This is a genomic window from Leisingera sp. CC-HEC096, from assembly GCF_059429235.1.
Genome location: NZ_JCAIJS010000003.1, coordinates 150,737 through 176,065, shown reverse-complemented (window position 1 = coordinate 176,065; position 25,329 = coordinate 150,737). Strand labels below are relative to the sequence as shown.

General features: G+C 63.7%; 18 protein-coding genes. 10 read left to right on the top strand and 8 right to left on the bottom strand.

What is annotated here, in order from left to right:
- The 3 genes from AC5STI_RS19400 (at window position 1) to AC5STI_RS19390 (ending at window position 2,003) form a co-directional block, all read left to right on the top strand.
- Window positions 1–1,161 (top strand): dihydrolipoamide acetyltransferase family protein, encoded by a 1,161-nt coding sequence (locus AC5STI_RS19400; RefSeq protein WP_495447908.1) that lies wholly within the window; start codon window positions 1–3, stop codon window positions 1,159–1,161.
- Window positions 1,158–1,409 (top strand): acyl carrier protein, encoded by a 252-nt coding sequence (locus tag AC5STI_RS19395; protein ID WP_495447907.1) that lies wholly within the window; start codon window positions 1,158–1,160, stop codon window positions 1,407–1,409. The genes AC5STI_RS19400 and AC5STI_RS19395 overlap by 4 nt, the downstream gene beginning before the upstream one ends.
- A gap of 147 nt (window positions 1,410–1,556) precedes the next feature.
- Complete coding sequence (locus tag AC5STI_RS19390; protein ID WP_475046339.1) at window positions 1,557–2,003, top strand: hypothetical protein; 447 nt, start codon at window positions 1,557–1,559, stop codon at window positions 2,001–2,003.
- Window positions 2,004–2,054: 51 nt separating this feature from the next.
- Here AC5STI_RS19390 and AC5STI_RS19385 read toward each other — a convergent pair whose 3' ends face one another.
- Window positions 2,055–2,897, bottom strand: a complete 843-nt coding sequence (locus AC5STI_RS19385; RefSeq protein WP_495447906.1) for a universal stress protein — start codon at window positions 2,895–2,897, stop codon at window positions 2,055–2,057.
- A gap of 377 nt (window positions 2,898–3,274) precedes the next feature.
- Here AC5STI_RS19385 and AC5STI_RS19380 point away from each other — a divergent pair, with 377 nt between their 5' ends.
- Window positions 3,275–3,691 (top strand): CBS domain-containing protein, encoded by a 417-nt coding sequence (locus tag AC5STI_RS19380; protein WP_490398921.1) that lies wholly within the window; start codon window positions 3,275–3,277, stop codon window positions 3,689–3,691.
- On the opposite strand, the gene AC5STI_RS19375 is transcribed toward AC5STI_RS19380, so the two are convergent.
- Both AC5STI_RS19375 and AC5STI_RS19370 read right to left on the bottom strand, forming a co-directional pair.
- Entirely contained in the window at window positions 3,688–4,377 is a 690-nt protein-coding gene (locus tag AC5STI_RS19375) for a Crp/Fnr family transcriptional regulator (RefSeq protein WP_495447905.1), read from the bottom strand. The two genes, AC5STI_RS19380 and AC5STI_RS19375, sit on opposite strands and share 4 nt — an antisense overlap.
- Window positions 4,378–4,627: 250 nt before the next feature.
- Window positions 4,628–5,452, bottom strand: coding sequence for a class II glutamine amidotransferase (locus AC5STI_RS19370; protein WP_495447904.1), 825 nt, complete (start codon window positions 5,450–5,452; stop codon window positions 4,628–4,630).
- A 79-nt stretch (window positions 5,453–5,531) separates the two neighbouring features.
- Between AC5STI_RS19370 and AC5STI_RS19365 the strand changes: the two genes are divergently transcribed.
- Both AC5STI_RS19365 and AC5STI_RS19360 read left to right on the top strand, forming a co-directional pair.
- Window positions 5,532–6,959 carry a preATP grasp domain-containing protein gene (locus AC5STI_RS19365; RefSeq protein WP_495447903.1) on the top strand — a complete coding sequence of 476 codons (1,428 nt, stop codon included), beginning with the start codon at window positions 5,532–5,534 and terminating at the stop codon, window positions 6,957–6,959.
- 94 nt (window positions 6,960–7,053) lie between these two features.
- Window positions 7,054–7,479 carry a DUF2267 domain-containing protein gene (locus AC5STI_RS19360; RefSeq protein WP_490398925.1) on the top strand — a complete coding sequence of 142 codons (426 nt, stop codon included), beginning with the start codon at window positions 7,054–7,056 and terminating at the stop codon, window positions 7,477–7,479.
- Window positions 7,480–7,540: 61 nt separating this feature from the next.
- Here the strand turns inward: AC5STI_RS19360 and AC5STI_RS19355 are convergent, their stop codons facing one another.
- From AC5STI_RS19355 to AC5STI_RS19335, 5 genes are all read right to left on the bottom strand, one after another.
- Complete coding sequence (locus tag AC5STI_RS19355) at window positions 7,541–8,068, bottom strand: universal stress protein (protein ID WP_495447902.1); 528 nt, start codon at window positions 8,066–8,068, stop codon at window positions 7,541–7,543.
- A gap of 270 nt (window positions 8,069–8,338) precedes the next feature.
- On the bottom strand, window positions 8,339–9,694 hold the full coding sequence (locus tag AC5STI_RS19350) for an HlyD family type I secretion periplasmic adaptor subunit (RefSeq protein WP_495447901.1): 1,356 nt from the start codon (window positions 9,692–9,694) through the stop codon (window positions 8,339–8,341).
- Window positions 9,691–11,829: a peptidase domain-containing ABC transporter gene (locus AC5STI_RS19345; RefSeq protein ID WP_495447900.1), complete on the bottom strand. Its 2,139-nt coding sequence runs from the start codon at window positions 11,827–11,829 to the stop codon at window positions 9,691–9,693. The genes AC5STI_RS19350 and AC5STI_RS19345 overlap by 4 nt, the downstream gene beginning before the upstream one ends.
- Window positions 11,826–13,487, bottom strand: a complete 1,662-nt coding sequence (locus tag AC5STI_RS19340; protein ID WP_495447899.1) for an ABC transporter transmembrane domain-containing protein — start codon at window positions 13,485–13,487, stop codon at window positions 11,826–11,828. The genes AC5STI_RS19345 and AC5STI_RS19340 overlap by 4 nt, the downstream gene beginning before the upstream one ends.
- Window positions 13,488–13,614: 127 nt before the next feature.
- Window positions 13,615–18,345, bottom strand: coding sequence for a hypothetical protein (locus AC5STI_RS19335; RefSeq protein WP_495447898.1), 4,731 nt, complete (start codon window positions 18,343–18,345; stop codon window positions 13,615–13,617).
- Between the two features lie 1,170 nt (window positions 18,346–19,515).
- Between AC5STI_RS19335 and AC5STI_RS19330 the strand changes: the two genes are divergently transcribed.
- From AC5STI_RS19330 to AC5STI_RS19315, 4 genes are all read left to right on the top strand, one after another.
- Window positions 19,516–20,529: a ligase-associated DNA damage response exonuclease gene (locus AC5STI_RS19330; protein WP_495447897.1), complete on the top strand. Its 1,014-nt coding sequence runs from the start codon at window positions 19,516–19,518 to the stop codon at window positions 20,527–20,529.
- Window positions 20,529–22,085 carry a cisplatin damage response ATP-dependent DNA ligase gene (locus AC5STI_RS19325; RefSeq protein WP_495447896.1) on the top strand — a complete coding sequence of 519 codons (1,557 nt, stop codon included), beginning with the start codon at window positions 20,529–20,531 and terminating at the stop codon, window positions 22,083–22,085. The genes AC5STI_RS19330 and AC5STI_RS19325 overlap by 1 nt, the downstream gene beginning before the upstream one ends.
- Before the next feature lie 483 nt (window positions 22,086–22,568).
- Window positions 22,569–23,345 carry a transporter substrate-binding domain-containing protein gene (locus AC5STI_RS19320; RefSeq protein WP_495447895.1) on the top strand — a complete coding sequence of 259 codons (777 nt, stop codon included), beginning with the start codon at window positions 22,569–22,571 and terminating at the stop codon, window positions 23,343–23,345.
- 175 nt (window positions 23,346–23,520) lie between these two features.
- Window positions 23,521–25,281 carry a methyl-accepting chemotaxis protein gene (locus AC5STI_RS19315; RefSeq protein ID WP_495447894.1) on the top strand — a complete coding sequence of 587 codons (1,761 nt, stop codon included), beginning with the start codon at window positions 23,521–23,523 and terminating at the stop codon, window positions 25,279–25,281.
- The last annotated feature ends 48 nt before the right edge of the window (window positions 25,282–25,329 follow it).

Genomic DNA, 25,329 nt, shown 5'->3' with positions numbered 1-25,329 from the left:
ATGGGTCTGTTCACAATGCCCTCGCTCGGCTCCGACATGGAGAGCGGCACGCTGGCCGAATGGCTGGTCGCGCCGGGCGATACCGTGGCCCGCGGCGATGTGGTGGCGGTGGTGGAAACTCAGAAGGGCGCGATTGAGATCGAGTGTTTCGAGGCGGGCACGGTGCAGGAGCTGAGGGCGCAGCCCGGCCAAGTGCTGCCGGTGGGGGCGCCGATGGCGGTGATCCTGGCCGAGGGGGAAACGGCGGCGGAGCCGGAACAGGCGCCGGCGTTGCAACCCGCACCGGAACCGGTCGTGGAGGCCGAACCCGCGCCTGTCCGGCAAACTGTCCCTGCAGCTGCGGCTCCGCCGGGCGCGGTCAGGGCGTCGCCTGCGGCGCGGGTGCGGGCCGCGGAGCTGGGGCTGGATCTGGGCACCGTGACAGGCAGCGGCCCGGGCGGCGCGATCGTGCTGGCGGATGTGGAGGCGGGGGACGGCACCGGCAAGCCGGCCTCGCCCCTGGATGAGATGCGCAAGGCGATTGCCGCGGCGATGACACGCTCCAAGCAGACGATCCCGCATTTCTACTTGTCGCAGACCATGGACGTGCAGGGTGCCATCGACCTGCTGGCCGTGCGCAACGCCGAGGCGCCGCCTGAGGAGCGCATCCTGCTGGGCGCGGTGCTGCTGCGGGCGGCCGCCCTGGCGGCGCAGAAGGCAGAAACGCTGAACGGGCATTACACCGATGGGGCCTTCCAGCCCGCCGCGCAGGTTAATCCCGGTCTTGCGGTGGCGCTGCGCGGCGGCGGGCTGGTGGCACCGGCGCTGGCCGATGTCCCGTCGATGACGCTGGCTGAGACCATGGCGGCGATGCGGGATACCGTCTCACGCGCGCGGGCGGGGCGGCTGACGAGTTCCGAGATGACCCGCGGCACCCTTACCGTGTCCAGCCTGGGTGAGACCTGCGGCGAGGTGATGGCCGGGGTGATCTTCCCGCCGCAGGTGGCGCTGGTTGGGATCGGGGCACCGCAGCTGCGGCCCTGGGTGGCCGGAGGGCAGGTCGTCCCGCGCACTGTCATCACTGTTACACTCGCCGCGGATCACCGGGTCACTGGCGGGCGGCAGGCGGCCAGGTTCCTGGCCGGATTCGAAACTCTGATTTCCAAACCGGAGGCGTTATGACCCAGACCGAATTGCGTGCCGTTTTTCTGGAAGAGCTGACACGGGTTGCCCCTGACATCGACCCCGCAGGGGTGTTGGACGGGGATCACCTGCAGGATGATCTGGAGCTGGATTCGATGGATGTTCTGAATCTTGTTGCGGCGCTGCACCAGCGGCTTGGTGTCGATATTCCGGAGGCGGATTATCCGCAGATCGCCACGGCAGGGGCAGCCGTTCGCTACCTGTCCGCTGCTGTGCAAAAAATTTGAGCGCCCAGGTCCCGGCTGAGCGCCTATCCGCCGGGCACCTGCTTGTTTCGGTGATTCCGGGCGGGAGTTTGACTTTAATTAAAGCGGCCTCCCCGGACAGGTGGCACAATGTCAACAAGGTGAAATCCGCTGCGAGGAGATGCACAGATGCCAGAAAAATCGACATACCAAAGTGCCGGGATTTTCGCGGAAGCGCTGAAGCCGTGGCAAAGCGCGATGCAGTTCAACCCGATGTACAAGCCGCAGGTAGAGCAATTCTGGAACGTTCAGGAGAAGCTCCTGGATGAAGCGGAAGTGTTCGCGCGCCATTGGTTCGAGCGCCGGCACGAGGCGGCGCGGACTGCCCTGGACGCGGCCCGGACCATTGCCTCAGACGGCCCCGGCGCGCCGGTTTCGGTGGCTGAAGCCTTTGCGGAATGGCAGCGCCACTCGGCAGAACGCATTGCCGAGGACGGCCAGGAGTGGCTTGGTATGATGTCCCGCTGCGCCCGCTACATGAGCGATACCGAAGCGGATGCGGTGGAAGAGACCATCGGCGAAGCAGTCAAGATGACCAAGAAGGCCACCAAGCCCGCGCAGTCCGATCCGGTCTGAGCCGGATCCGGCACCGCGGGGCGGTTGGAGCTGTGACGGCGCTGGAAGCGGTCAGCCGGACATCAGCACCGGTATCCGAGCCTCCTTCAGCACGTGTTCGGAGGCATCGCCGAAGATCAGGCGGTGCAGCCGCGAATGGCCGTAGCCGCCCATGATTACAAGGTCGCAGTCCTGGCTTGCGGCCTCCATCAGGATGCGGATGCCGGCTTCGTGTTCTCCGTCCTTGATCTGGCGGACGTCCACCGTCACGCCGTGACGCGACAGGAGACGGGCGATCTCGTGGCCTTCGGTGTCGAACTCCGCTGACCGGTGATGCGGTTCTTGAATGGTGACAAGTTCGGCAAAGGCGGCGCGTTTCAGGAAGGGCAACCCGTCATGCAGAGCGCGGGCCGACTCCCTGCTGCCATTCCAGGCTGCCAGTACACGGGTGCCGGCCGGTTTGCCGCCCCAGTCATCCGGGAGCAGCAGCACCGGGCGGCCGCTGTTCACCACCAGTTCCTTCTGAAACCCTGTCTGATCAAACCGCTCCTGCTGGCGGTCGGGCAGCAGTGCCAAGATCAGGTCCGACCGGGTGGCCGATTCCAGCAGCTCGTCCGCGGCTTCGGGCGACCGGGCCGCCCGCGAGCGCCATTCCGCCGCACAGCCGGCCTGGTCCGCCGCCGCCTTGAACAGCTGTTCGATCTTCCGGTCTTCTTCGGCCACCCGTCTGCTGAATTCGCCCAGCATGACGTCGCCGGCAGCGATTGCGATCCCGGAATAGGGCACCAGCGCCTCCAGCGTGTGGAGGCCTATAAGATGGGCGTCGAATTTCCGGGCCAGTCCGCAGGCCGCCGGCAGCAGGTGCGTGGCGGAAAACTCCGAGGTCAGGCAGGCAAGAATTGTTTTGTAGCTCATGGATCGGTTTCCCTCCCTGAATGCCGGTGCTTGCGGCGGTTTGCGCGCGCAGGATCTGCCTATGAGATATAGCAGATTCCCTGCCTGTCAGGGTTTGCCTCCGGTCAAGGGGGAACCGCCGCGTACGGCGCCGGGCCTCCCGGCGCTTTAACGCTGGTTAATGCGCGGGCGGTCGGACTGGCCGAGTCTGTTCAGTAGAGCGACTCATGACACCTGTCTGAACAAACGGCGCTTCGGCTCGTTTGACGGCAGCATCCGGATCCCGGATCGCAAGCAGGAAGCCGGTAGTAACACCGGCCTCCTGATGCCGCTGGCGCGCGTTACTGGCAGACAGCACGCCACGGTCAGGCCGGCGGCGGCCGAGAAAGGGTTTGCCCATGCTTGTACAAGATATCATGTCCGTGCCCGCACGGTTTGCCCGGCTTCAAGACAGCGGGGCCAATGCAGCCAAGCAAATGCGCAGCCTTGGGATCGGCGTGCTGCCGGTTGTTGAGGACGGCGAGGTTGTGGGCATTGTCACGGACCGTGATCTGGTCCTGGCATTGGCCGGGCAGGACAGCGCGCTGGAGGGTATGGCCCTTGCCGCCGTCATGAACCCTGGGGTGATCTGCTGCCGGGCAGAGGACACAATCGAAGCGGCGGCGGCCCTTATGGGGGACCATCAGATCCGCCGTCTGCCGGTGCTGGACGATGAAGGGCGGCTGGCGGGCCTGTTGTCCGTTACCGACATTGCGGTGCACGCGTCGGAACAGCTTGCGGGTGAAGCCTTGGGCGAGATTGCCGAATACCGCTAGTCCGGAACCGGTGTGATCTCGGCGGCCAGGCGCTCCGGCTCAACCCCGGCGATGTCCGACAGGGCAGCGAGGTCTTTGATCCGGACGTCCATGTGATCCGCAGTCTCAACAAGGCCGTTTCTGACAAAGCGGCGCAGGGTCCGGCAGACATGGACCGCCGTGAGGCCGGTGAAATCGCCGATGTGCCTTTGGGTCAGGGGCAGGTGGAAGGCGCAGTTTTCCGACAGCCCGAGCGGTTTGAGCCGCAGGCAAAGCTCGATCAGCGCATAGGCGATCCGGCTTTCCGCGCTGCCGCGCCCCAAGCGCAGCATGCGTTCGGACAGCCTGGCGCGCTCAGCGGCCTGGACCTGTTCATTTGCCCGCGCCAGCCGGGGCGCTTCAGCCAGCATCCGGTGCCAGGCCGCCAGGGGAATGACGGACACCAGGGCGTCGGTAACGGCCTCGATGTTCAGGCCCGCCGTCTTGCCGTCCGCGGATGTCGGGTCCGCGATGTCCCCGGGCAGCATGAAGTCGATCAGCTGAACTTCGCCGTGGAGGGAGGATTTCGACGCCGCAAGCCAGCCTTCGATCACGATGAAAACCTTGCAGCCGGACTCCCCGTCATGCAGCAGGATTTTGTTTTGCGGGATGCGCTGCAGGCTTCTTCGGAAACTGTTCAGCACCGTGTCGCCGGCATCAAAGTCCATCGCGCCAATGCGGAGGCTGGCGACGTTGGTATATTGAATGGGGATTGGGCCTTGCCTCGTCACTGAAACTTTCCCTGCAAGAAATGCCAGTACGGGTCCTGATCCAGATGCCGTACCGCACAATGATCGGCGGTAGAGTGGTATTGGCCTCACGGTGCGGCTGACACGATACTGGCGCCAAGCGATTCTGTCGACCGGACGTGGCAGCGCGGCCGGGAGCGGCCGGTTTCCAAGGTTTCTGGCAGAGGCTTCAGTTCTGGCGCGCAAGCGGCCGTATGTGCAGGCGGAAATCCTCTGTTGCCTGGAACACAACACCGTTCGGCACTTGCTCCCAGGGCTCGTCGAAAGTGACGGGTTCCGAGGCGACCTCGACGGACCTGTAATCCGTATTATGGTGATGTTTGACATGGGTTTCACCGCAGACGGTGCAAATGTGCAGGTGGTCGCGGCGCAGGTGAAACAGGGAGCGGTTGAGCCGTGAGCCAACCAGGCGGGGCCCGTCGGTCAGCACTATGTTGAGACCAGGCGGGCGGGACGGATCGATTTCAGCGCACCAGGCGTTAATCTGGTTAAGCGCGTCGTGCACAGTGTCCAGCAGTCCCTTTTCCGGGTGGCGCAGGAAGAGGCTGAGCAGGTAGCGGAAAACGTGTTCGCTGTCGGTCTGGCCGTGAATTGAGGACCGGTGCAAGGGATCCATACGCTCCAGCAGGCGGAACCGGATTTGTTCGAAATTCGGAATTGTGCCGTTATGCGCAAAAATCCAGCGCCCGTAATGGAACGGATGGGTGTTTTCCACGCTTGTGGCACCCACCGTGGCGCGGCGGACATGGGCAACCGCGGTGCGGCCATAGACCCGCGCGGCGGCCTTGGCGAAGTGTTCGCCGTGATACGCCGCCCAGACCTGTTTTTCGATAATTGGAACGCCGTCGGGATAGTCTGCAACTCCCCAGCCGTGACCATGCATCATGCCTTCCATGTCGCCCTGGCTTTGCGCCATCAGGGCGTTCTGGGCCGTGACCAGGCCGCATTCGACCCGGGTCGGCTCATTGGCGTGCATGGCATAGAGACGGCACATTTTCTGTCCGGTCGGATTGGGCCAGCGGATACTGTGATAGTATGTCCTGCAGGTGCAGCGGTAAAGAAGGGGGGCAGCCTTGAACCGGTCTCGAACCCGGGATGCGCGGGGCGGGTCAGCTGCCGATGCAATTGCAGACCGGCTGGCCCGGGATGAGCCTGCGCTGAGGTCCTCCCGCGATCTGTGGCTGGGTGTGCAGCAGGGCACCGGTAATGGCGCATCGCTGTTCATTGGCGATCAGGTCGGAATTGCGTTGTTCACACCCGAAATGGCCGGAACCCGCGACTATCGCATGGCACTACTGGCCAAACCCGGCGACGCCGTTGTGGTGCGGCAGCGCTGCCCGGAGTTCGAGGATTATCTGTCCAAGTATCCGGGCGTCCGTCAGGTCCGCTTTCTGGAGGCGGATGGTGCGGACCCGGCGCCAGTGTCCAAGCAGTGCCGGACCCGCCCTGCCCTGTTCACCCCTCTGCTGGAGCTGCTCCGGGCCGCGGGGGCGCTGACACTCCACGCCTATCTGGTGACCGGCCACCTGTGGCAGCTGGCACAATCGCTGGCTGCCGCCGCCGGGCTGCCGGTCTATGTCGCGGGCCCGTCGCCGCGGATGTCGCGCCGGGTCAATGACAAGCTGTGGTTCTGGGACGTGGCGCGGGAGGTCGCGGGGCGGGAGGCCGTGCCGCCCACGGCCTTTGCCTTTGGCCCCGCGGCGGCGGCCGGGCAGATGGCCCGCCTGGCGCGGGTGTCCGGAGAGGTTGTGGTTAAAGTTCCGGACAGCGCGGGGGCGGCCGGAAACATCCGTTTTGGCGCGGCGCAGCTTGAAGGTCTTGGCACAGCCGCGCTGCGCGATCAGCTGGAACAACGGCTGCGGGCGACCGGATGGGAGGGCGGCTATCCGGTGCTTGTCGGGGTGTGGGAAAGCGGCGTGAAGAAAAGCCCGTCGGTGCAGATGTGGCTGCCGCACACAAGCGAAGGGCCGCCCGAGATCCTTGGAATATTCGAACAGCGGGTGCAGGGGCACGAGGGCAAATTCGTTGGCGCGCGATACGCCAGCCTGGAACCGGAAACCGGCGAAAGACTGGCAGCGGACGCCTTGCATCTTGGCGCCATCTTCCAAAGGGCAGGCTATTTCGGGCCATGTTCGCTGGATGCGGTTCTGAAGTCGCCACCGTCCGGTGCCGAACAGATCCACTGGATCGAATGCAATGGGCGGTGGAGCGGTGTATCAATCCCGCTTGCCTCCGCAACCAGGCTGCTGGGGCGGCGCCCGGAGGGGATCGTCATCGTGCAGGAAACCCTTGAGCCTGAAGCGCCGGTTGATACCGCCCGGCAGTGCAGCTGTCTGCGGGACTTGCTGTTCCGGCGCGGCCAGTCGTCCGAAGGCGTGATCCTGGTCTCACCGCCGCATCCGCTCCGCCCTTCGCTGAATGCGGCGGCTGTTGCGGGCAGCCAGGCCCGGGCAGAGGCCCTGATGGTAGAAGTGTTCGAGCGGATCAGCCCGGCCGGGTGAGCAGGGCCGGTCCGGGCGGCATTGATGCCCATTAATGCGGTGCGGGCCGAAATGGCCGATCCTGATCCGGCACACATCAGCTGGAGGAAAGATTATGGCGACCACGGGTATCAAGACGCTTGATCATGCGCCGCAGGTTTTCGCCGAATGGCTGAACCAGCTTTGCGATGACCTTGAATGGCCCGACAAATCCAGGGCCTATCTGCTGCTGCACGAAACGCTTCATGCCATTCGCGATTTCCTGTCCGTTGACGAAGCCGCCGACCTGGCGGCCCAGCTGCCTGTGCTGGTCCGGGGTGTGTTCTATGCCGGCTGGGACCCGTCCAAGACCCCGGCGAAACCCCGCAGTAAAAAGGATCTGCTGGCCCGCATTGAAGCGCGGTTCGACAAGGATCCGCTGGACGACCCGGAACGCGCCGTGGCTGCGGTTTTCGACCTGCTGCGCCGCCATGTGTCGAAAGGGGAGTTCGATCAGGTCAAGAACGCGATGCGAAAGCCGATCCGGGACCTTTGGGACTAGCCCGCCACGCGCAGCGAGGCAGAGCCGTATCCGCCAAGCCAATCACCTGCCGGCGCCAGGGTCATTGCGTGACGACCACCGTGCAGGCCGCGTGGTGGAGGACCTTCTGGGAGACACTCCCCATCAGGATTTCGCGCACCAGCCCCAGCCCGCGCCTGCCGATGACGATCATCCCGAAATTCCCGGCCTCGGCGGTTTTCAGAATGCCGTCCGCGTAGTCGCCGGCGCATAGATGCGTAACCACGTCCTGTGCGTCAGCATCCCTGGCGCGATGCTCTGCCCAATTGAGAATGGTTTCGCCGACTGCCAAGACCGCATTTGCCTTGTCGCGCTCCTCAGTGGCGCTGGCAAACAGCCCCAGGAAATTCGCGGGCTGGCCGCGGGGGGTAAGGTCCTGGGCGGCAGCCACTTGTTCATACAGCTGTTCGGACCTGGCGAGCTGCATCATTTCCGCGGGCGGCCGCCCGTGCAGGTAAACGTGAACGATGCTGAGGCCGCGCCCCAGTTTGTTCGACAATTCCGCCGCGCAATCCACTGCGCGATTGCCTGATTCCGATCCGTCAGTAGCAACGAGAATTCTTTCAGCCATGGCCCGCTTCCTGTCATTCTGGAGTGTGACGGGAAGTTTAGTCAGGCAATGGCCTGGGCGCATTGCCTGGCGTTAATAACGCGAGCAGGGCACAACCCGCCAATGTGCTTTTGGGTCCCTTCCATGCGCGCAAAAGCCGGCTCAGGTCCTTTCAGCACTCAGGCAGCCGCACGGATATTCCGGAGCCGGTCCGGGCCGGCTCGAAGGCAGCAGCGGCCTAACAGGAGCCTAATCCCATCAGGCCGCCCGCCCGGTTGAGTTCCCCGCCGGTCATTGTTCCGAGAAGGCCGCGCTGCGAATGGCCTTCAGGGGTTTGAGAAAGTACTCAAACACCGTCTTGCTGCCGAGGCGGATGTCTGCCGAGACGGATAAGCCGGGCCGCAGCTTCATGGTGTGCGTCCTGGCAGTTAAATCCTGATCTAAACGGAGCCGCACAAGGTAAGCAGCTTCGTTGCTGTCCAGAATGTCCGAGCTGGGCGACACGGATACAACCGTGCCGGCAAGGGTCCCGAACTGTGAGGCGTCGAAGGTCAGAAGAGTCAATGCACCCTCAAAGCCGGGCTCGATGCCGCCGATCCGGCTGGCCGGTATCAGCACCTCTGCGAACAATTCGGCGCCTTCGGGCACGACTTCCGCCACGGGTCCGCCGGGGCCGATGACCTGACCTTCGGTATCGACCTCCACCGTCTGGACCACGCCGTCAAACGGGCTAACCAGCACACCGCTGCCGGCGCGCAGCTGGTAGCGGGCGATTTCCTCGCCCAGTTCCGCCAGCTTGGCTTCGGTTTCGGCAACGGTGCGGGCTGCGGTGCTTTTGCGGGCGGCAAGGTATTCGGTCTTTTCGCGCCGGGCCTTTTGCAGGCTGATCTCTGCAGTCCGTTTTTCGGCAGTCACCACTGCGATCTGCTCGCGGACTTCAATCAGGCTCAGTTCAGCCTGGTCTCTGTCCCGGCGGCTGATGAAGCCGCCATCCCTGAAAGACTGATCGAACGAGGCAAGACGCGCGGCCAGGATAACCCGCCGCCGTTCGAGCTCCACCAGGCGGGCGGACGCTTCGGCTTTGCGGGCACCGGCAAGTTCCAGATCTGCTGAGATCAGATCGAGCCGGGAGCGGACCGCCGCGGCCTCAGCCAGGAAGGAAACCTGCTGGCTTTGCCTGAGGCCGGTTTGCCAGCTGCTGGATGGAATGAATTCGGTGCCGTTCAAGATTGCAGACTGCAGGTCCAGTTCCAGGCGCAATGCCGCTTCGCGCACCTTTAACTGCTCCAGCTGCAGCAGGTCGCGCGACCGGTCAAAGGTGACCAGAGGATCCCCCGCGTGCACCTCCGAGCCTTGCCGCACATGAACGGCGGTGACGCGGCCGCCATGCTCGCTCTGCAAGGTGCGCACGCCATCCAGGGGCATGAGGCGGCCCTCTCCGGTAACGGTTTCGTAGACCGGGGTCATGGCGGCCCATGCGACAAAGCCCGCGGCGGCGATTGCAATCAGCCAAATCAGCCGGGTGTACCCCTTGGTGTCCGCCGGCTCAGAAAGGTCGGCCTCCAGCAACAGTGCGCGCCTTTGAATCCCATTGCCGGCCTGTACTCCGGCGGAGGCCGGTGCCGTTTGATTGTTCTGGCCTGTCATGCGGCTTGTTCCTTCTTTCGCCCGGCCGGCTTGGGCATGCCGTCCAGCAGGGGCAGTTCGAGATCCGCGAGGCGGATGTGACTGGGGCGGTGTGTCACCATCAGCGTGGTGACACGGCCTTGGCGGCGCTGGATCGCTTGGATCATCGCGGCTTCAAGGGTCCGGTCCAGGGACTGGGCCGGGTCGTCAAGCAGCAGGACCTGCGGATCGCGCAGCAGCGCCTGTGCGACCGCTAGGGACTGGCGGAAGCCGCTGGGCAGCGTGGCCTGAACCTGGTCCGTCAGCACGGTGTGAATGCCTTTGGGAAGTTTCCCGACCGCGTCGCGCAGGGAGAGTTCATCAAGTATGTCGAACATCTGCGGTTCAGTGGCGAAGGGACAGGCAAGACGCAGGTTCTGGGCCACCGAGCCATGCACAAGCACCGGCCGCGCGGGCACATAGCTTATGAACTGGCGCAGCTGCGACACCGGGATTTGGCTGACGTTGACTCCGTTTATCGTCAGCACACCGGTCTGAGGCTGCAGCAACCCTGCCACCAGCCGCAGCAATGTCGACTTCCCTGCTGCCGACGGGCCGGTGACGGCAACCAGCGCCCCTTCCGGGATCCGCGTGCTCAGACCGCGCACGGCCGGGGCGCTTTTGTTGCCGTAGCGGAAACCGACTGCGTTCAGATGAATGTCCCCCTTGGCCGAGTATTCGTGGTGGACGCGCTTGGGATCGTGCTCCTGGCGCAGGGCGGCCAGCCGGTCCAGCTGCGATGCCACGCCTGCAATCTCAGTCCATTTGGTTGCCAGCTTCAACGCGGATTGCACCGGGGCGATGGCGCGCCATGTCAGCATCACGGCCCCCAGCAACGCGCCGGATGTCAGGCTGCCCTGCATCACCAGAAAGGCGCCGAACAGGGCGGTCAGGCCCCCGGAAACCGGTGTCGCCGATTTGCAAACTGCGTCGATTGCGCTTTGCGCCATCTCTGCGCGCCGCGCTGCAATGGCCTTGCGGCGGGTGACAGTTTCCAGGCGGTCCCGCCATGCCCGCTGCTCGCCTGCGCAGCGGATTGCAACCGAATTCTGGAACAGGTCGCTGGTGATCCGGTTTTCTTCTTCTGCCGCGCTGCGGGCCGCGGTTTCCGCACGGCGCAGACGTGGCACCAGGAAGGCCGCGAACAGGCCGAAAGTCAGCATCAGCACCACGGGAACAAAGCCAAGCGGACCCGCAATGGCGAAAATTGCTGCAACTGTGAGCAAAGCAAAAGGAAGATCAGCGACGGCGTCGGCCACATTGCCGACCAGCAGGGTGGCCATGCGGCTGAATTGCCGGACACGGACCACTTGGGTGCTGACGGGGCTTGCAATTATCTGCTGGAGGGGCAGTGCGATTATCTTGCGCAGTACGGTGGTCGCGACGAGAAATTCCATTCGCGCCGCAATGCGGGCGAGGCTCCGGGCCTTGAGCCTGCGGAAGCCCATGTCGAGCAACAGGAACATGGCCAGTCCGGCCCCAAGCCAGGCGAGAGTGTCGTGAGCCTTGGCCGGGATCACGGCGTCATAGACGGCGATCACCCCGAACGCGATGGCCAGCGCTGCGCCATTGCTGGCGGTCTTGGCCGTCAGGGCCTGCAGCCAGTTCTGCCGGAAACGGGTGATGAGCTGCCTTACAAAACCGCTCTGCGCAGTTTGCGGCGGTTTGCTGAAACTGAGCATCAGAGTCCGGTATGTCACCCCTTCATTGCAGGGCTCGCCCGTCACCGGGTCGACCAGGCTGGAACCGCCCCCGGCACATGGCTGCACGACCAGGATGCGGCCTGTGCCGGTGACCAGTGTTGTCGCAGGCGGGAGGTCTTCAATCCGGCGGCTGCCGAGGCGGCTTTCCGTGCTGGATATCCCGAGCCGCGACAGGATCGACCGCAGGTCCGCGGTGGTCAGCCGGTCCGGCATATGCGGCAGTGCACGCACGAAGCTGTCGCGTGAGCCTGTCCAGCCGAACGTGCCGAGTATCCGGAAAACCGCAGCGACAACCGGGTCCCTGGATGTCACGCCCCAGCATTGGCTTGTATCAATGCCGTCGGCGATGGCATCCAGCCCGAAGGCGCTCTGCGCAGACCCGTCTGCGCCGTTAGCGGGGAGGTGTACGGTCATGCTGCACCCGATGCGCAAATGGCAGTTGAAGTGTTGCGGAGCGGTGCGGCCGGCGTTGTGCGGAGGTCCGCCAGGCGGCCGTTCTCAAGGTGGAACTGACGGTCTGCGATTGCGGCAAACGACGGCCGCTGGGTCACCAGCACCGTGATCGTCTGCTGCCGGCGCCGTTTCAGCGCCTCCAGCAGCAACCGGTCAGAGCGCAGATCCAGCAAGGCATTGGCCTCGTCAAACAGGATGACCTGCGGGGATTTCAACAGCGCTGCTACCATCGGCAATTGCGACTGAACGGCAACGGGGATGCCGGCGCCTGCGGTGTTCATGGGTTTGTACACGAAATCGTCAGGCTGGAGGGCGAAATAGTCAGCCAGCCCCAGCTCCCTGGCAGTTTCCAGTGCTTCGGGCAGGAATTCCGGCCCTCGCATCCCGGTCAGCGCATCCATCACGCTGCCGGCGGAATGCACCGGCGCGGATTGCATGAACGCAAAGCGGCTTGCGATATAATCCGGGTCATAGCGGGCAATGTCGCAGCCGTTGACCAGCACTTTTCCGGAACTCGGCCGGTGCTGGCCCAGCAGTGTTTTCAGGAGGGTGGATTTGCCGCTGCCGCTGGCGCCGCTGATGGCAATCGACTCGCCCCGCTGCAGCGACAGGGTCAGCCCCTCGCACACCAGGTTTCCGGCAGCCGAATGCACATCCAGGTCAACAACTTCCAGGGTTTCAACAGCGTCCGCCGGATGGAGCGTCCCAACCACGGCCGGTGCCGCCAGTGCGCTGTCCAGGCGGTCAAGCGCCGGGCGGATAGCCTGATTTCCGGCAAACGCCGCCTGCAGTTTCACAAAGGGAGCGATGACGCGGCCTGACAGCAGGATGGTCGCAGCCAGTTCCCCAGGGGTCAGCGTCCTGTTGATCACAAAAGGGGCACCGAACATCGCAATGAGCATGGGGGCCGCTTGCGAGATTGCTTCAGCAGATGCATGGCCCGAGGCTTGGCGGTAGACCAGCGTTTGGGTTGCCTCCGCCCCCCGGGCAACCAGTCTCTCATGACGGCGCATCATGAACTCATCCGCGCCAAGCCCTTTCAGATGCTCTATACCGGAAAGCACCTCGGACACAAAACTGCCGGAACGCGCGGAGATGTCACGGCGGTTCTCGTCCAGAGCCTGTATCGTCTTGCGGCCGCGGGTCCGCAGAAACAGAACCGCCGCCAGTATGCCCAGGATCGCCACGGCCAGCCAGGGTTCGATCACCCAGAAAACCGCGAGAAACACGCCAGCAAACGGCAAGTCGACAAGCGACAGCCGCTGACCGCCGGCATTCAGCTGCTGTACTTTGCCGATTGTTTCCAGCGCCTCCTGCCCGGCCTGTCCGGTTCCCGGCTGCCTGGCTTCTGCGGGCTGGTAGAGCATATTATTGTATAGCCGGAGCTTGGTTTCGAGCTCGTAGCGCATCCCGAACGCCGAATGGAGACCGGCAAGGGCGATCCTGACCGCAGCCTCCGCCAGGACTGCGCCCACAAGGATCACCGCCAGCACAACCAGCGTTTCGATCGCGTTGTTGGGAATTACCCTGTCAAAAACCTGAATGGTGATCAGTGGCAGCACCAGCCCAAGGGTATTCGCCAGCGCCGCCCCCATTTCCGCAGAGGCACTGGTTTGCACTTGGTGCCGTCGAAAAACCTTTAAAAACTTTCCGGCCAAGGTTCAGCCCTTCTCTATAGTGCCGCAAAGATAGCGGCGAGAGGTTAACCGTATGGAAAAAATGAATATTCCGAACATTTTCATGGCTCTACCAAGTGATGTTTTCGATGCCGTCAAAGTCAATTTCCTCGCCGTCATCAAACGTGATCCTGCCAGAGGCTCCTTCCGATAGATCCAGCGCTCCGTCGCTCACGCTTTCCACCGAACCGGACTCGACCTGCAGCACCCAGCCATTGCCTTCCACGGTATTTCCGTCAGCAACCACGCCGCCGTCCCCGTTTTCCAGGCGGATCGTATCGTGCCAGCCGCTGCCGCCATCGATCTCGTCAGATCCGTCTCCTGCCGCGTAAAGAAACAGGTCGTCCCCGGCACCGCCGGTCAGGGTGTCATCACCGCTGCCGCCCGCAATAATGTCGTCGCCGTCGCCTCCCATGAGCAGGTCATCGCCGCCGCCGCCGGAGAGGTTGTCGTCGCCGCGGTTGCCTTCGATGGTGTCGGCCTGATCGGTGCCGGTCACGGTGTCGTCGCCGTCGCCCGCGTCGATCTCCTCGATGCTGTCCAGCGTGATGCCGGTGGAGAAGTCGAGCGTCTCGCTTTCGGCGGTGCCCGCGATGGTGTCATTGCCGGTGCCGCCGCGGATTTCCTCGATGGAGGTGAGGTTTCCGAGGCCGTCGGTCACCCGGAACACGTCCGAGTAGCGGCCGCCCTGCAGCGCGTCGTGGCCTTCGCCGCCGTCGACCTGGTCGGTGCCCGCGGAGGAGCCCTGCACCAGGAAGACATCATCGCCGCTGCCGCCTGACAGCTGGTCGTCGCCGCGGTTGCCCTCGATGGTGTCGGCCTGATCGGTGCCGGTCACGGTGTCGTTGCCGTCGCCCGCGTCGATCTCCTCGATGCTGTCGAGCGTGATGCCGGTGGAGAAGTCGAGCGTTTCGCTTTCGGCGGTGCCTGCGATGGTGTCATTGCCGGTGCCGCCGCGGATTTCCTCGATGGAGGTGAGGTTTCCGAGGCCGTCGGTCACCCGGAACACATCCGAGTAGCGGCCGCCCTGCAGCGCGTCGTGGCCTTCGCCGCCGTCGACCTGGTCGGTGCCCGCGGAGGAGCCCTGCACCAGGAAGACATCATCGCCGCTGCCGCCTGACAGCTGGTCGTCGCCGCGGTTGCCCTCGATGGTGTCGGCCTGATCGGTGCCGGTCACGGTGTCGTTGCCGTCGCCCGCGTCGATCTCCTCGATGCTGTCGAGCGTGATGCCGGTGGAGAAGTCGAGCGTTTCGCTTTCGGCGGTGCCTGCGATGGTGTCATTGCCGGTGCCGCCGCGGATTTCCTCGATGGAGGTGAGGTTTCCGAGGCCGTCGGTCACCCGGAACACATCCGAGTAGCGGCCGCCCTGCAGCGCGTCGTGGCCTTCGCCGCCGTCGACCTGGTCGGTGCCCGCGGAGGAGCCCTGCACCAGGAAGACATCATCGCCGCCGCCGCCGGAGAGGTTGTCGTCGCCGCGGTTGCCCTCGATGGTGTCGGCCTGATCGGTGCCGGTCACGGTGTCGTCGCCGTCGCCCGCGTCGATCTCCTCGATGCTGTCCAGCGTGATGCCGGTGGAGAAGTCGAGCGTCTCGCTTTCGGCGGTGCCCGCGATGGTGTCATTGCCGGTGCCGCCGCGGATTTCCTCGATGGAGGTGAGGTTGCCGAGGCCGTCGGTCACCCGGAACACATCCGAATAGCGGCCGCCCTGCAGCGCGTCATGGCCTTCGCCGCCGTCGACCTGGTCGGTGCCCGCGGAGGAGCCCTGGACCAGGAACACGTCATCGCCGCCGCCGCCGGAGAGGTCGTCGTCGCCGCGGTTGCCTTCGATGGTGTCGGCCTGGTCCGTGCCGGTCACGGTGTCGTCGCCGTCGCCCGCGTCGATCTCCTCGATGCTGTCCAGCGTGATGCCGGTGGAGAAGTCGAGCGTCTCGCTTTCGGCGGTGCCCGCGATGGTGTCATTGCCGGTGCCGCCGCGGATTTCCTCGATGGAGGTGAGGTTGCCGAGGCCGTCGGTCACCCGGAACACATCCGAATAGCGGCCGCCCTGCAGCGCGTCATGGCCTTCGCCGCCGTCGACCTGGTCGGTGCCCGCGGAGGAGCCCTGGACCAGGAACACGTCATCGCCGCCGCCGCCGGAGAGGTCGTCGTCGCCGCGGTTGCCTTCGATGGTGTCGGCCTGGTCCGTGCCGGTCACGGTGTCGTCGCCGTCGCCCGCGTCGATCTCCTCGATGCTGTCCAGCGTGATGCCGGTGGAGAAGTCGAGCGTCTCGCTTTCGGCGGTGCCCGCGATGGTGTCATTGCCGGTGCCGCCGCGGATTTCCTCGATGGAGGTGAGGTTGCCGAGGCCGTCGGTCACCCGGAACACATCCGAATAGCGGCCGCCCTGCAGCGCGTCATGGCCTTCGCCGCCGTCGACCTGGTCGGTGCCCGCGGAGGAGCCCTGGACCAGGAACACGTCATCGCCGCCGCCGCCGGAGAGGTCGTCGTCGCCGCGGTTGCCTTCGATGGTGTCGGCCTGGTCCGTGCCGGTCACGGTGTCGTCGCCGTCGCCCGCGTCGATCTCCTCGATGCTGTCCAGCGTGATGCCGGTGGAGAAGTCGAGCGTCTCGCTTTCGGCGGTGCCCGCGATGGTGTCATTGCCGGTGCCGCCGCGGATTTCCTCGATGGAGGTGAGGTTGCCGAGGCCGTCGGTCACCCGGAACACGTCCGAATAGCGGCCGCCCTGCAGCGCGTCATGGCCTTCGCCGCCGTCGATCTGGTCGGTGCCCGCGGAGGAGCCCTGGACCAGGAACACGTCATCGCCGCCGCCGCCGGAGAGGTCGTCGTCGCCGCGGTTGCCCTCGATGGTGTCGGCCTGGTCCGTGCCGGTCACGGTGTCGTCGCCGTCGCCCGCGTCGATCTCCTCGATGCTGTCCAGCGTGATGCCGGTGGAGAAGTCGAGCGTCTCGCTTTCGGCGGTGCCCGCGATGGTGTCATTGCCGGTGCCGCCGCGGATTTCCTCGATGGAGGTGAGGTTGCCGAGGCCGTCGGTCACCCGGAACACATCCGAATAGCGGCCGCCCTGCAGCGCGTCATGGCCTTCGCCGCCGTCGACCTGGTCGGTGCCCGCGGAGGAGCCCTGGACCAGGAACACGTCATCGCCGCCGCCGCCGGAGAGGTCGTCGTCGCCGCGGTTGCCTTCGATGGTGTCGGCCTGGTCCGTGCCGGTCACGGTGTCGTCGCCGTCGCCCGCGTCGATCTCCTCGATGCTGTCCAGCGTGATGCCGGTGGAGAAGTCGAGCGTCTCGCTTTCGGCGGTGCCCGCGATGGTGTCATTGCCGGTGCCGCCGCGGATTTCCTCGATGGAGGTGAGGTTTCCGAGGCCGTCGGTCACCCGGAACACATCCGAGTAGCGGCCGCCCTGCAGCGCGTCGTGGCCTTCGCCGCCGTCGACCTGGTCGGTGCCCGCGGAGGAGCCCTGCACCAGGAAGACATCATCGCCGCCGCCGCCGGAGAGGTTGTCGTCGCCGCGTAAACCCTCAATGGTGTCGGCTCCGCCACCGCCGGCCAGATGATCGACTTCGTCAGTGCCCCTTAGGTACATGCCTTCAGGCTCGTCTACGGGTTCCGGGTCGACTTCCGGTTCCGGATCGGAGCCCGTGTCTGTTGCTGGCTCGTCCACGGGTTCCGGGCCGTCCTTCGGCTCGGGGGCCGTGCCCGGGCCTGTTTCAGGCTCGTCTAAAGGGTCCGGGTCGTCTTCCGGCTCCGGATCAGTGCCCGGGTCTGTTGCGGGCTCGTCCACGGGGTCCGGGTCGTCCTCCGGCTCGGGATCGGAGCCCGGGTATGTTGCTGGCTCGTCTTCGGGATCCGGATCGTCCTCCGGCGCCGGATCGGAGCCCGGGTCTGTTGCTGGTTCGTCTACGGGGGCTGGGTCGTCCTCCGGCGCCGGATCGGAGCCCGGGTCTGTTGCTGGTTCGTCTTCGGGATCCGGATCGTCCTCCGGCGCCGGATCGGAGCCCGGGTCTGTTGCTGGTTCGTCTACGGGGTCCGGGTCGTCCTCCGGCGCCGGATCGGAGCCCGGGTCTGTTGCTGGTTCGTCTACGGGGTCTGGGTCGTCCTCCGGCGCCGGATCGGAGCCCGGGTCTGTTGCTGGTTCGTCTACGGGGTCCGGGTCGTCTTCCGGCTCCGGATCGGTGCCCGGGTCTGTTGCGGGCTCGTCTTCGGGATCCGGATCGTCCTCCCGCGCCGGATCGGAGCCCGGGTCTGTTGCTGGTTCGTCTACGGGGTCTGGGTCGTCCTCCGGCGCCGGATTGGAGCCCGGGTCTGTTGCTGGTTCGTCTTCGGGGTCCGGGTCGTCTTCCGGCTCCGGATCGGTGCCCGGGTCTGTTGCTGGCTCGTCTACGGGGTCCGGATCGTCCTCCGGCTCGGGGTCGGTGCCCGGGTCTGTTGCGGGCTCGTCTACGGGGGCCGGGTCGTCCTCCGGCTCTGGGTCCGTACCCGGGTCTGTTTCGGGTACGTCTTCGGGTTCCGGGTCGTCCTCCGGCGCCGGATCGGTGCCCGTGTCTGTTGCTGGCGTGTCTTCGGGTTCCGGGTCGTCTTCCGGCTCCGGATCGGAGACCGGGTCTGTTGCTGGCTCGTCCACCGGGTCCGGCTCGTCCACCGGTTCCGGGTCAGTGCCCGGGTCTGTTGCAGGCTCGTCTACGGGGTCCGGGTCGTCTTCCGGCTCCGGATCAGTGCCCGTGTCTGTTGCTGGCGTGTCTTCGGGTTCCGGGTCGTCTTCCGGCTCCGGATCGGTGCCCGTGTCTGTTGTTGGCTCGTCCACGGGGTCCGGGTCGTCCTCCGGCTTCGGGTCTTCCCCAGGCCCTTCTTCGGGTGCGGAAGTTTCCTTTGGTTTCGGATGGGATCCCACGTCGCTTACGGGAGAGACTGCAAGTGCAGGATTGTCATTTGGTTCTGAAACCAGCCCTGCACTGGGAGCGGGATCACCTGCTTGCACAGGTTTGGAGGGCGTCATCTGCGCAGGCTCTGCCCCGCCGTTGGCCGCATCCTTTGACTGCGGGATTTCGGAACTCGTCACGGAGGAGCTGCCGTCTGATGGGGGAGCGGCGGTTTCCCGAGTGGAGAAGTCCGTATCTGCGGGCGGCTCCGCAGAATGTGCCGGAAGGGCCTCCTGGGGTGACCCGGATGCAGACCGGAGCATCTGCCAGCCTGAACTTGCCAGGTCCTGAAAGTACATTCCAAGTGCCGACAATTTGAGAGAAAAAGCCGAAGCTGCCGCTCCATCTCCTGTTGGAAAAGGCGCGTCGGTGGCAATGCTCTCCTGCTGGTTTTCATTTGATGATTGAAGCTCTTCCCGAGCCTGAATGCGGTCCGGTCTTGCGCCTGAGCCAGCTGTCTCGACTTGTTTCGAATCCGCCACTGCAAATGTCTCCCGGTTGAACTCCCCATTACGTAACCGTGAAACGTTAAGAAAAGTGAGATCCCACCGGTTGTTTGATAAATGTCTTTGTCACGCGCTGTGCGAGTTCGAGACCGGCGTTTTGAAAGGCAGTGACAAGGCCCTTCTGGCTGTGTCCTCACTCGCCGCCGAGCAAGTTTGGAATGTGATTGCAGGCGAAGCCATGGTCGCTTGTTCACTCGTCAGGCGCGCCCTCGGCCTGGCGCTGCCGCATCGGCCTCACCAGCCGTGTTTTGGTGCGAGTGAGCCGGATTTGGTTTTCCATTCCTGAGCGGCGGGCTGACCCGGGCGATACTGCCGGCACGGATACCTGTCATGAAGGCCGCAGGGTAAGTTCATGCTGAGGAAACAGTGCGGCCCGGCCTTCGCTGGAGCCGCGCGGCAAAGCCGTTCAGGTCCAAAAAACTCAATGACAGCCGTCTAGCTGACAGTAATCAGCCAACGGAATCTCCTTGGTGCTTCCCTTGCATAAAGCCCTCTTCACCTTAAGTCTCTTCCGATGCACCCGGGGATTTCGCAATTGAGTAGCGTAAATTGACAGCTTCACGCCCTCCAGAGCAGTTGCTGCACCCCCGTCCGGAGGGGCTTTACTGCCCGGCAGGGGATTTCTTCATTGATCCTGTGCGGCCCGTGCCGCGCGCAATGATCACCCACGGCCATGCCGACCATGCGCGGGCAGGCCACGGCACTGTCTGGGCAAGCCCGCAAACGCTGGAGATCATGGCGATCCGCTATGGCGAGGCGTTTTGCGATACCCGCATTCCGGTAGAAGACAGAACAGAAACGGACCGCATCCGCGTGACCTTTACGCCTGCCGGGCACGTTCTTGGCTCCTGCCAGATTACTGTCGACGATGGCAGCTCAGCCATCACCGTCTCTGGCGACTATGCGCGGGCTGACAACCCGGCTTGTGCGCCGTTCCAGCTGGCACCTTGTGATATCTTCGTCACCGAGGCGACCTTTGGCCTGCCGGTGTTCAATCATCCCGAGCCCCGTTCGGAGATCGAAAAACTGCTGCGGTCCGTCGCTTCTCAGCCTGACCGCTGTCATCTCGTCGGCGCCTACGCCTTGGGCAAGGCGCAGCGGGTCATTGCGCTCCTGAGGCAGGCAGGCTGGGAGCACCCGATTTACATCCACGGCGCATTGCAGCGGTTATGCGACTACCACATCCAGCAGGGCGTTGACCTGGGTGACCTTCGTCCTGCGACAACGGATGAGGGCAAGGCGGCTTTCAAGGGGCAGATCATCCTTGGCCCGCCCTCGGCGTTCGCCGCAACCTGGGCGCAGCGTTTTCCCGATCCGGTTATCTGTTTTGCGAGCGGCTGGATGCAAGTGCGCGCCCGGGCCCGCCAGCGCGGAGTCGAGCTGCCGCTGATCCTCAGCGATCACGCGGACTGGCAGGACCTGACCAGGACGATCCTGGAATTGGCACCGCAACAGGTCTGGGTAACGCATGGCAGGGAAGATGCGCTGGTGCGCTGGTGTGAACTGAACCAGATCGCCGCCCGACCGCTTAGGCTGGTCGGCTATGAAGAGGAAGCGGACTGATGCAGTCTTTCGCCACCCTTCTGGAGCAGCTTGCCTTTACGCCGTCGCGAAACGGCAAGATCGCTCATCTGGTGTCCGCTTTCCGCACGATGCCGGATCCGGAACGCGGCTACGCGCTGGCAGCAATTACCGGAGACCTTGCGCTGCGCAATGTTACGCCATCGCTTTTGCGGGGGCTGGTGGCAGAGGAAACCGATGCCGAGCTGTTCCGCCTGTCGTATGATTTCGTCGGTGATCTGGCAGAGACTGTTGCTCTGATCTGGCCTCATTCCGGTTCGTTGGCCGAGACGCCACTGGCCGATGCGGTGGAGGAGCTGGCCGCGGCTGCGAAGGCAGAACTACCTGCCTTGATTGCCCGCCGTTTGACGCACATGACGCCGTCGCAGCGCTATGCCTACTTGAAGCTTGCCACAGGAGGTTTGCGGGTTGGTGTGTCAGCGCAGCTTGCCAGGAGCGCGCTGGCGCAATTTGGCGGTGTGGAAGTCACTGAGATCGAAGAGCTTTGGCACGGGCTAACCCCGCCCTACCTGCCACTGTTTGACTGGCTCGAAGGCGGTGAGAAGCCGGTTAGCCTGGCGGCTGCCCCTTTTCGGCCGGTGATGCTCTCGACGGCCACCAGTCTGGAGGATCTGGCAGAGTTCGAGCCAGCTGATTTCACGGCGGAATGGAAATGGGATGGCGTTCGTGTTCAGGCGGTGAATGATGGCGGCACGAGGCGTCTCTATTCGCGGACGGGAGAGGACATTTCCCGATCCTTCCCCGATGTGGTCAGCGCCCTGAATTTCGATGGCACGCTGGATGGCGAGTTGCTGGTGAAACGGGGCGAGGAAGTTGCCCCCTTTGGCGACCTGCAAAAACGTCTGGGCCGCAAGAAACCTGGCAAAGCCATATTGGCGAGCCACCCTGCAGCGCTGCGCCTTTATGATCTGCTGTTTCTGAATGGCGAAGACTGGCGCGGGCGGCCGCTGGTTCAGCGCCGGACCGGTCTGCGTGAGATCGTGGCTGACCTCAGTGATCCGCGTATCGACCTTTCGCCTCCCCTTGTCTTTGCCCGCTGGGAAGATCTGGCGGAGCTGCGCGCGAACCCGCCCGAAAGTGTGGTCGAGGGTGTCATGATCAAGCGCCTGAGCAGTGCTTATATTGCTGGGCGTAAACGCGGGCACTGGTTCAAATGGAAGCGCGACCCGATGCTGGTGGACGCCGTTATGCTTTACGCGCAGCGCGGACACGGCAAACGGTCAGGCTATTATTCGGATTTTACGTTTGGTGTGTGGCAGGGTGATCAGCTGGTACCCGTTGGCAAGGCATATTTTGGCTTTACCGATGCGGAACTGAAGGAGCTGGACCGCTTTGTGCGCGGCAACACCATCGACCGGTTCGGGCCAGTGCGCGCCGTCAAGCCTGAGCTGGTGCTTGAAGTGGCCTTCGAAGGTTTGAGCGAGTCCACACGCCATAAAAGCGGTTTGGCAATGCGGTTCCCGCGCATCAACCGGATCAGGACCGACAAGCCGGCTTCAGAAGCGGGGACGGTGGAGGAGCTGAGGCGGCTCCTGTAATGCTTTGATCTGGGTTGAATTGGCGGCGTGCTCCGAGCAGTGCCGCCTGGTTATGCCGAGGCAGCTGCGCCGATCCGCGGACACTAAATGTGGCTGCACTCGTCTTCAGGCTCCCCAGCAAGCGGAAGACATGAACAATTCCGCCTTTGGCGAACCTGCTCAAAACACTTGCGCGGGCGGGGCTGTCTTCCTTGCAGGAAATGTGTGCCTTTGGAGTTCGGGATCTCTTAGAGCAAAAGTGAGCCGACCTGCCTGAACTGTTGTCAACGACAGTTATTGCTTCCGCTGTAAGGCGGCCCGTTCGCCGCGGCCTGCCTTAGGCTCTGATAGGCTGCAACCCCGCAAGATTGCGGATGTGCTGAGCGTTTATATCCTTTGCAAACTGTGCCGGGACGTAAAATTGCGCAAAAGCACCGCAATAAGCAACCATTAAGATTCGCTATCTACCCTGCTTGCATCAATACTCGCAGGAGCAGACTACCAATGAAGACCCCTTTTGCCGCGCTTCTCTGCGCGGCTGCAGCACTCATATCAACTCACGCAAGCGCCGCCGAGGTGGAAGTCCTCGTCGGGGATCTGCCGCCAATGGTCAACAAAGATGGCTCTGGCCGGGAGGCGGAGATCATCGCCACCACACTGGAACGGTGCGGCCATACAGCCAAGTTCACCATCCAGCCGTTCACGCGACACTGGCAGTCGTTTGAGTCAGGAAAAGGCGACGCGGTCGCCACGGTGCCTGTCGGCATGCCTACCGCCGGCACGCAGACTGAACCTTATGTTTCTTATCAGAACGGGATCTCTTTCCTTAAGTCTTCGGGTGCTCAGGTGGGCACCCTAGGAGACCTCAACGGCATGAAGATTGTTGCCTTTGAAGGCGCCGCCAGCATTATTCCGGGTCTTTCGGATGCGACCGGCGGCTTCAAATCCTATCGCGAGATGGCCGATCAGGAAACGCAGAGCAAGCTGCTGTATGGCAAGCGTGTGGATGGCATCCTCGGTGACGGCATGCTGTTTGCCGAGTTCGCTCGTCAACTGCAAGGAATGGGCAGCGCGTCGGGGGTGGATGCCAGCCAGCCGATTGAATTCCGGGCAATCTTTGAACCGACGCCCTACGGCATGAGTTTCCGCGATCCCGCCATCGCTGAAGAGTTCAACCGCTGCTTTGCCGAGCTCGAAGAAGAAGGCAAAATCGCTGAGATCAATACCCGTTGGACCGACAAGTACCGCGATGCTCTGTCGGACAACTACATGTCTTATTGATCCTGGATTCAAACACACATCACCAAGAGGCAGAGGCGAAACTGGTTTTGTACAGCTCGCAAACGCGGGTTGTGCAAATGCAGGTATTCACTGCCTGTTTATGCGTTCGGCACCGGGCTTGGTCTGGTGCCGAAGGCCGCACGGAATTGTGCTCTTCAATTAAGCGGAGTGTCGAATGAGACGCCTGAAGAAACAGATTTTTGCGATGTCGATCAAGAAGCGGCTGCTGTTGCCGATCATCGCATGCATCGTCCTTTCAAACGCAGCCTACACAGCGTTCTGGGCGTCGAAACACTCCAGCGCGCTGCTTGAAGCCTTTGATCGTGAAGTGAACTTGGCGCAGACTTTCATGGCGCCGCCGGTAGCGGCTGCGGTTTGGGATTTCAACAGCGATGCTGCGCTGGGAGCGGTTCAGGGCGTGACCGAGATGCAGGACGCACTGTTCGCCCAGGTCCTGGTGGACGGCGACCCGTTTGCCGAGATTTTTGTGGATGAAAGCCGCCGGGAAGACTGGACTGCCGCGGTGCCTGAACTGCTGGCCGCGACCGATGGCACGACGAGCCTGCAGGCAGGCGCGCTTGCCTACATCACCTTTCCCGTGCTGCATCCCGAAGGAGGGCAAGTTGCGCAAATGGTGCTGGGGTTCAACAACGGCCGGGTGCAGGCGACGATCCAGCAGCTCTATCTGCAGTCGGCTGTCATCAGCCTTGCGGTCTGCCTGATTGTCGGCCTTGTTGTGTTCTTCTCAGCCGCCTCGGTCACCAAGCCGCTGCATCGGATCATCAGTAGAATTACCGCTTTGAGAGAGGGCGATACTGTAAGCCCGGTGCCAGAGGAAGGCCGCAGCGACGAACTCGGGCACCTGGCCGGCGCTGTTGGCCAATTTATCGAAGCGATGCGGGCAAACGCAGAGCTTGAAGAGCAGTCGCACCGCGCCGCGGAGGAGCAGGCGGGCGTCGTGCGGGAGCTGGCTGCCGGTTTGAACAATTTGGCCAAGGGATTGCTGTCGCACCGCATCACCCAGGAGATGAGCGGCGAATACACAACTCTTCGCGCAGACTTTAACCAGACGGCTGAATCGCTGGACGGGCTGATCGGACGTGTGTTGCACACCATCACCGAAATCGAAGAGCAAACCAATCGCATGGCCCAAGGGTCCGACGACCTGTCGCGCCGCACGGAAACTCAGGCGGCGACCCTGGAACAAACAGCCGCAGCGCTGGACCAGATCACCACCAATGTGCGCGACGCTACTGAGCAGACAAGCTCTGTGGAGCACACGGTATCGGACACGCGCGCGGAAGCCTTGCGCTGCGGCGAGATTGTTCAGAGGGCGGTTGAAGCGATGCGGGAGATCGACGATTCAGCGGCCAAGATCTCCGAAATCAACGGTGTGATCGAAGGTATTTCATTCCAGACGAACCTGTTGGCGCTCAATGCCGGAGTCGAGGCAGCCCGCGCAGGCGAAGCGGGCCGGGGTTTTGCTGTTGTCGCCTCGGAAGTCCGCGCCCTGGCTCTAGCCTCATCCAATTCGGCGAACGAAATCAAAGACCTGATCGACGCCAGTTCGGACAAGGTGAAAGTGGGTGTAGGACTGGTCGATGAGGCGGGCCAGGCAATCACCGTGATCATCGAGAAAATTCAGAGAGTATCAGAACTGGCGGTTCAAATCGCGGTATCTTCCCGTGACCAGGCCGCGACCATAAGCGAAATCAATTCTGGGGTGACTGAGCTGGATCGCGTCACCCAGGAGAATGCCAGCATGGTTGAAAGATCCAGCGAGCAAGGGCAGATGCTGAAGCAGGCTGCCGCCGAACTTGCGGAGCTTGCGGCAAGCTTCAAACCCTCTCAGGAGACTGCCATCTCGGCGGTGCAGAGCAGTGCAGCCGGAGCGTGGGGCAGTCAGGGTCTGAATGAGACGCGCCTGGCAAGTTGAACTTGGCAGCAACAACCGGGAATGGCGGGGCGTTTTAGCCCCGCGTGG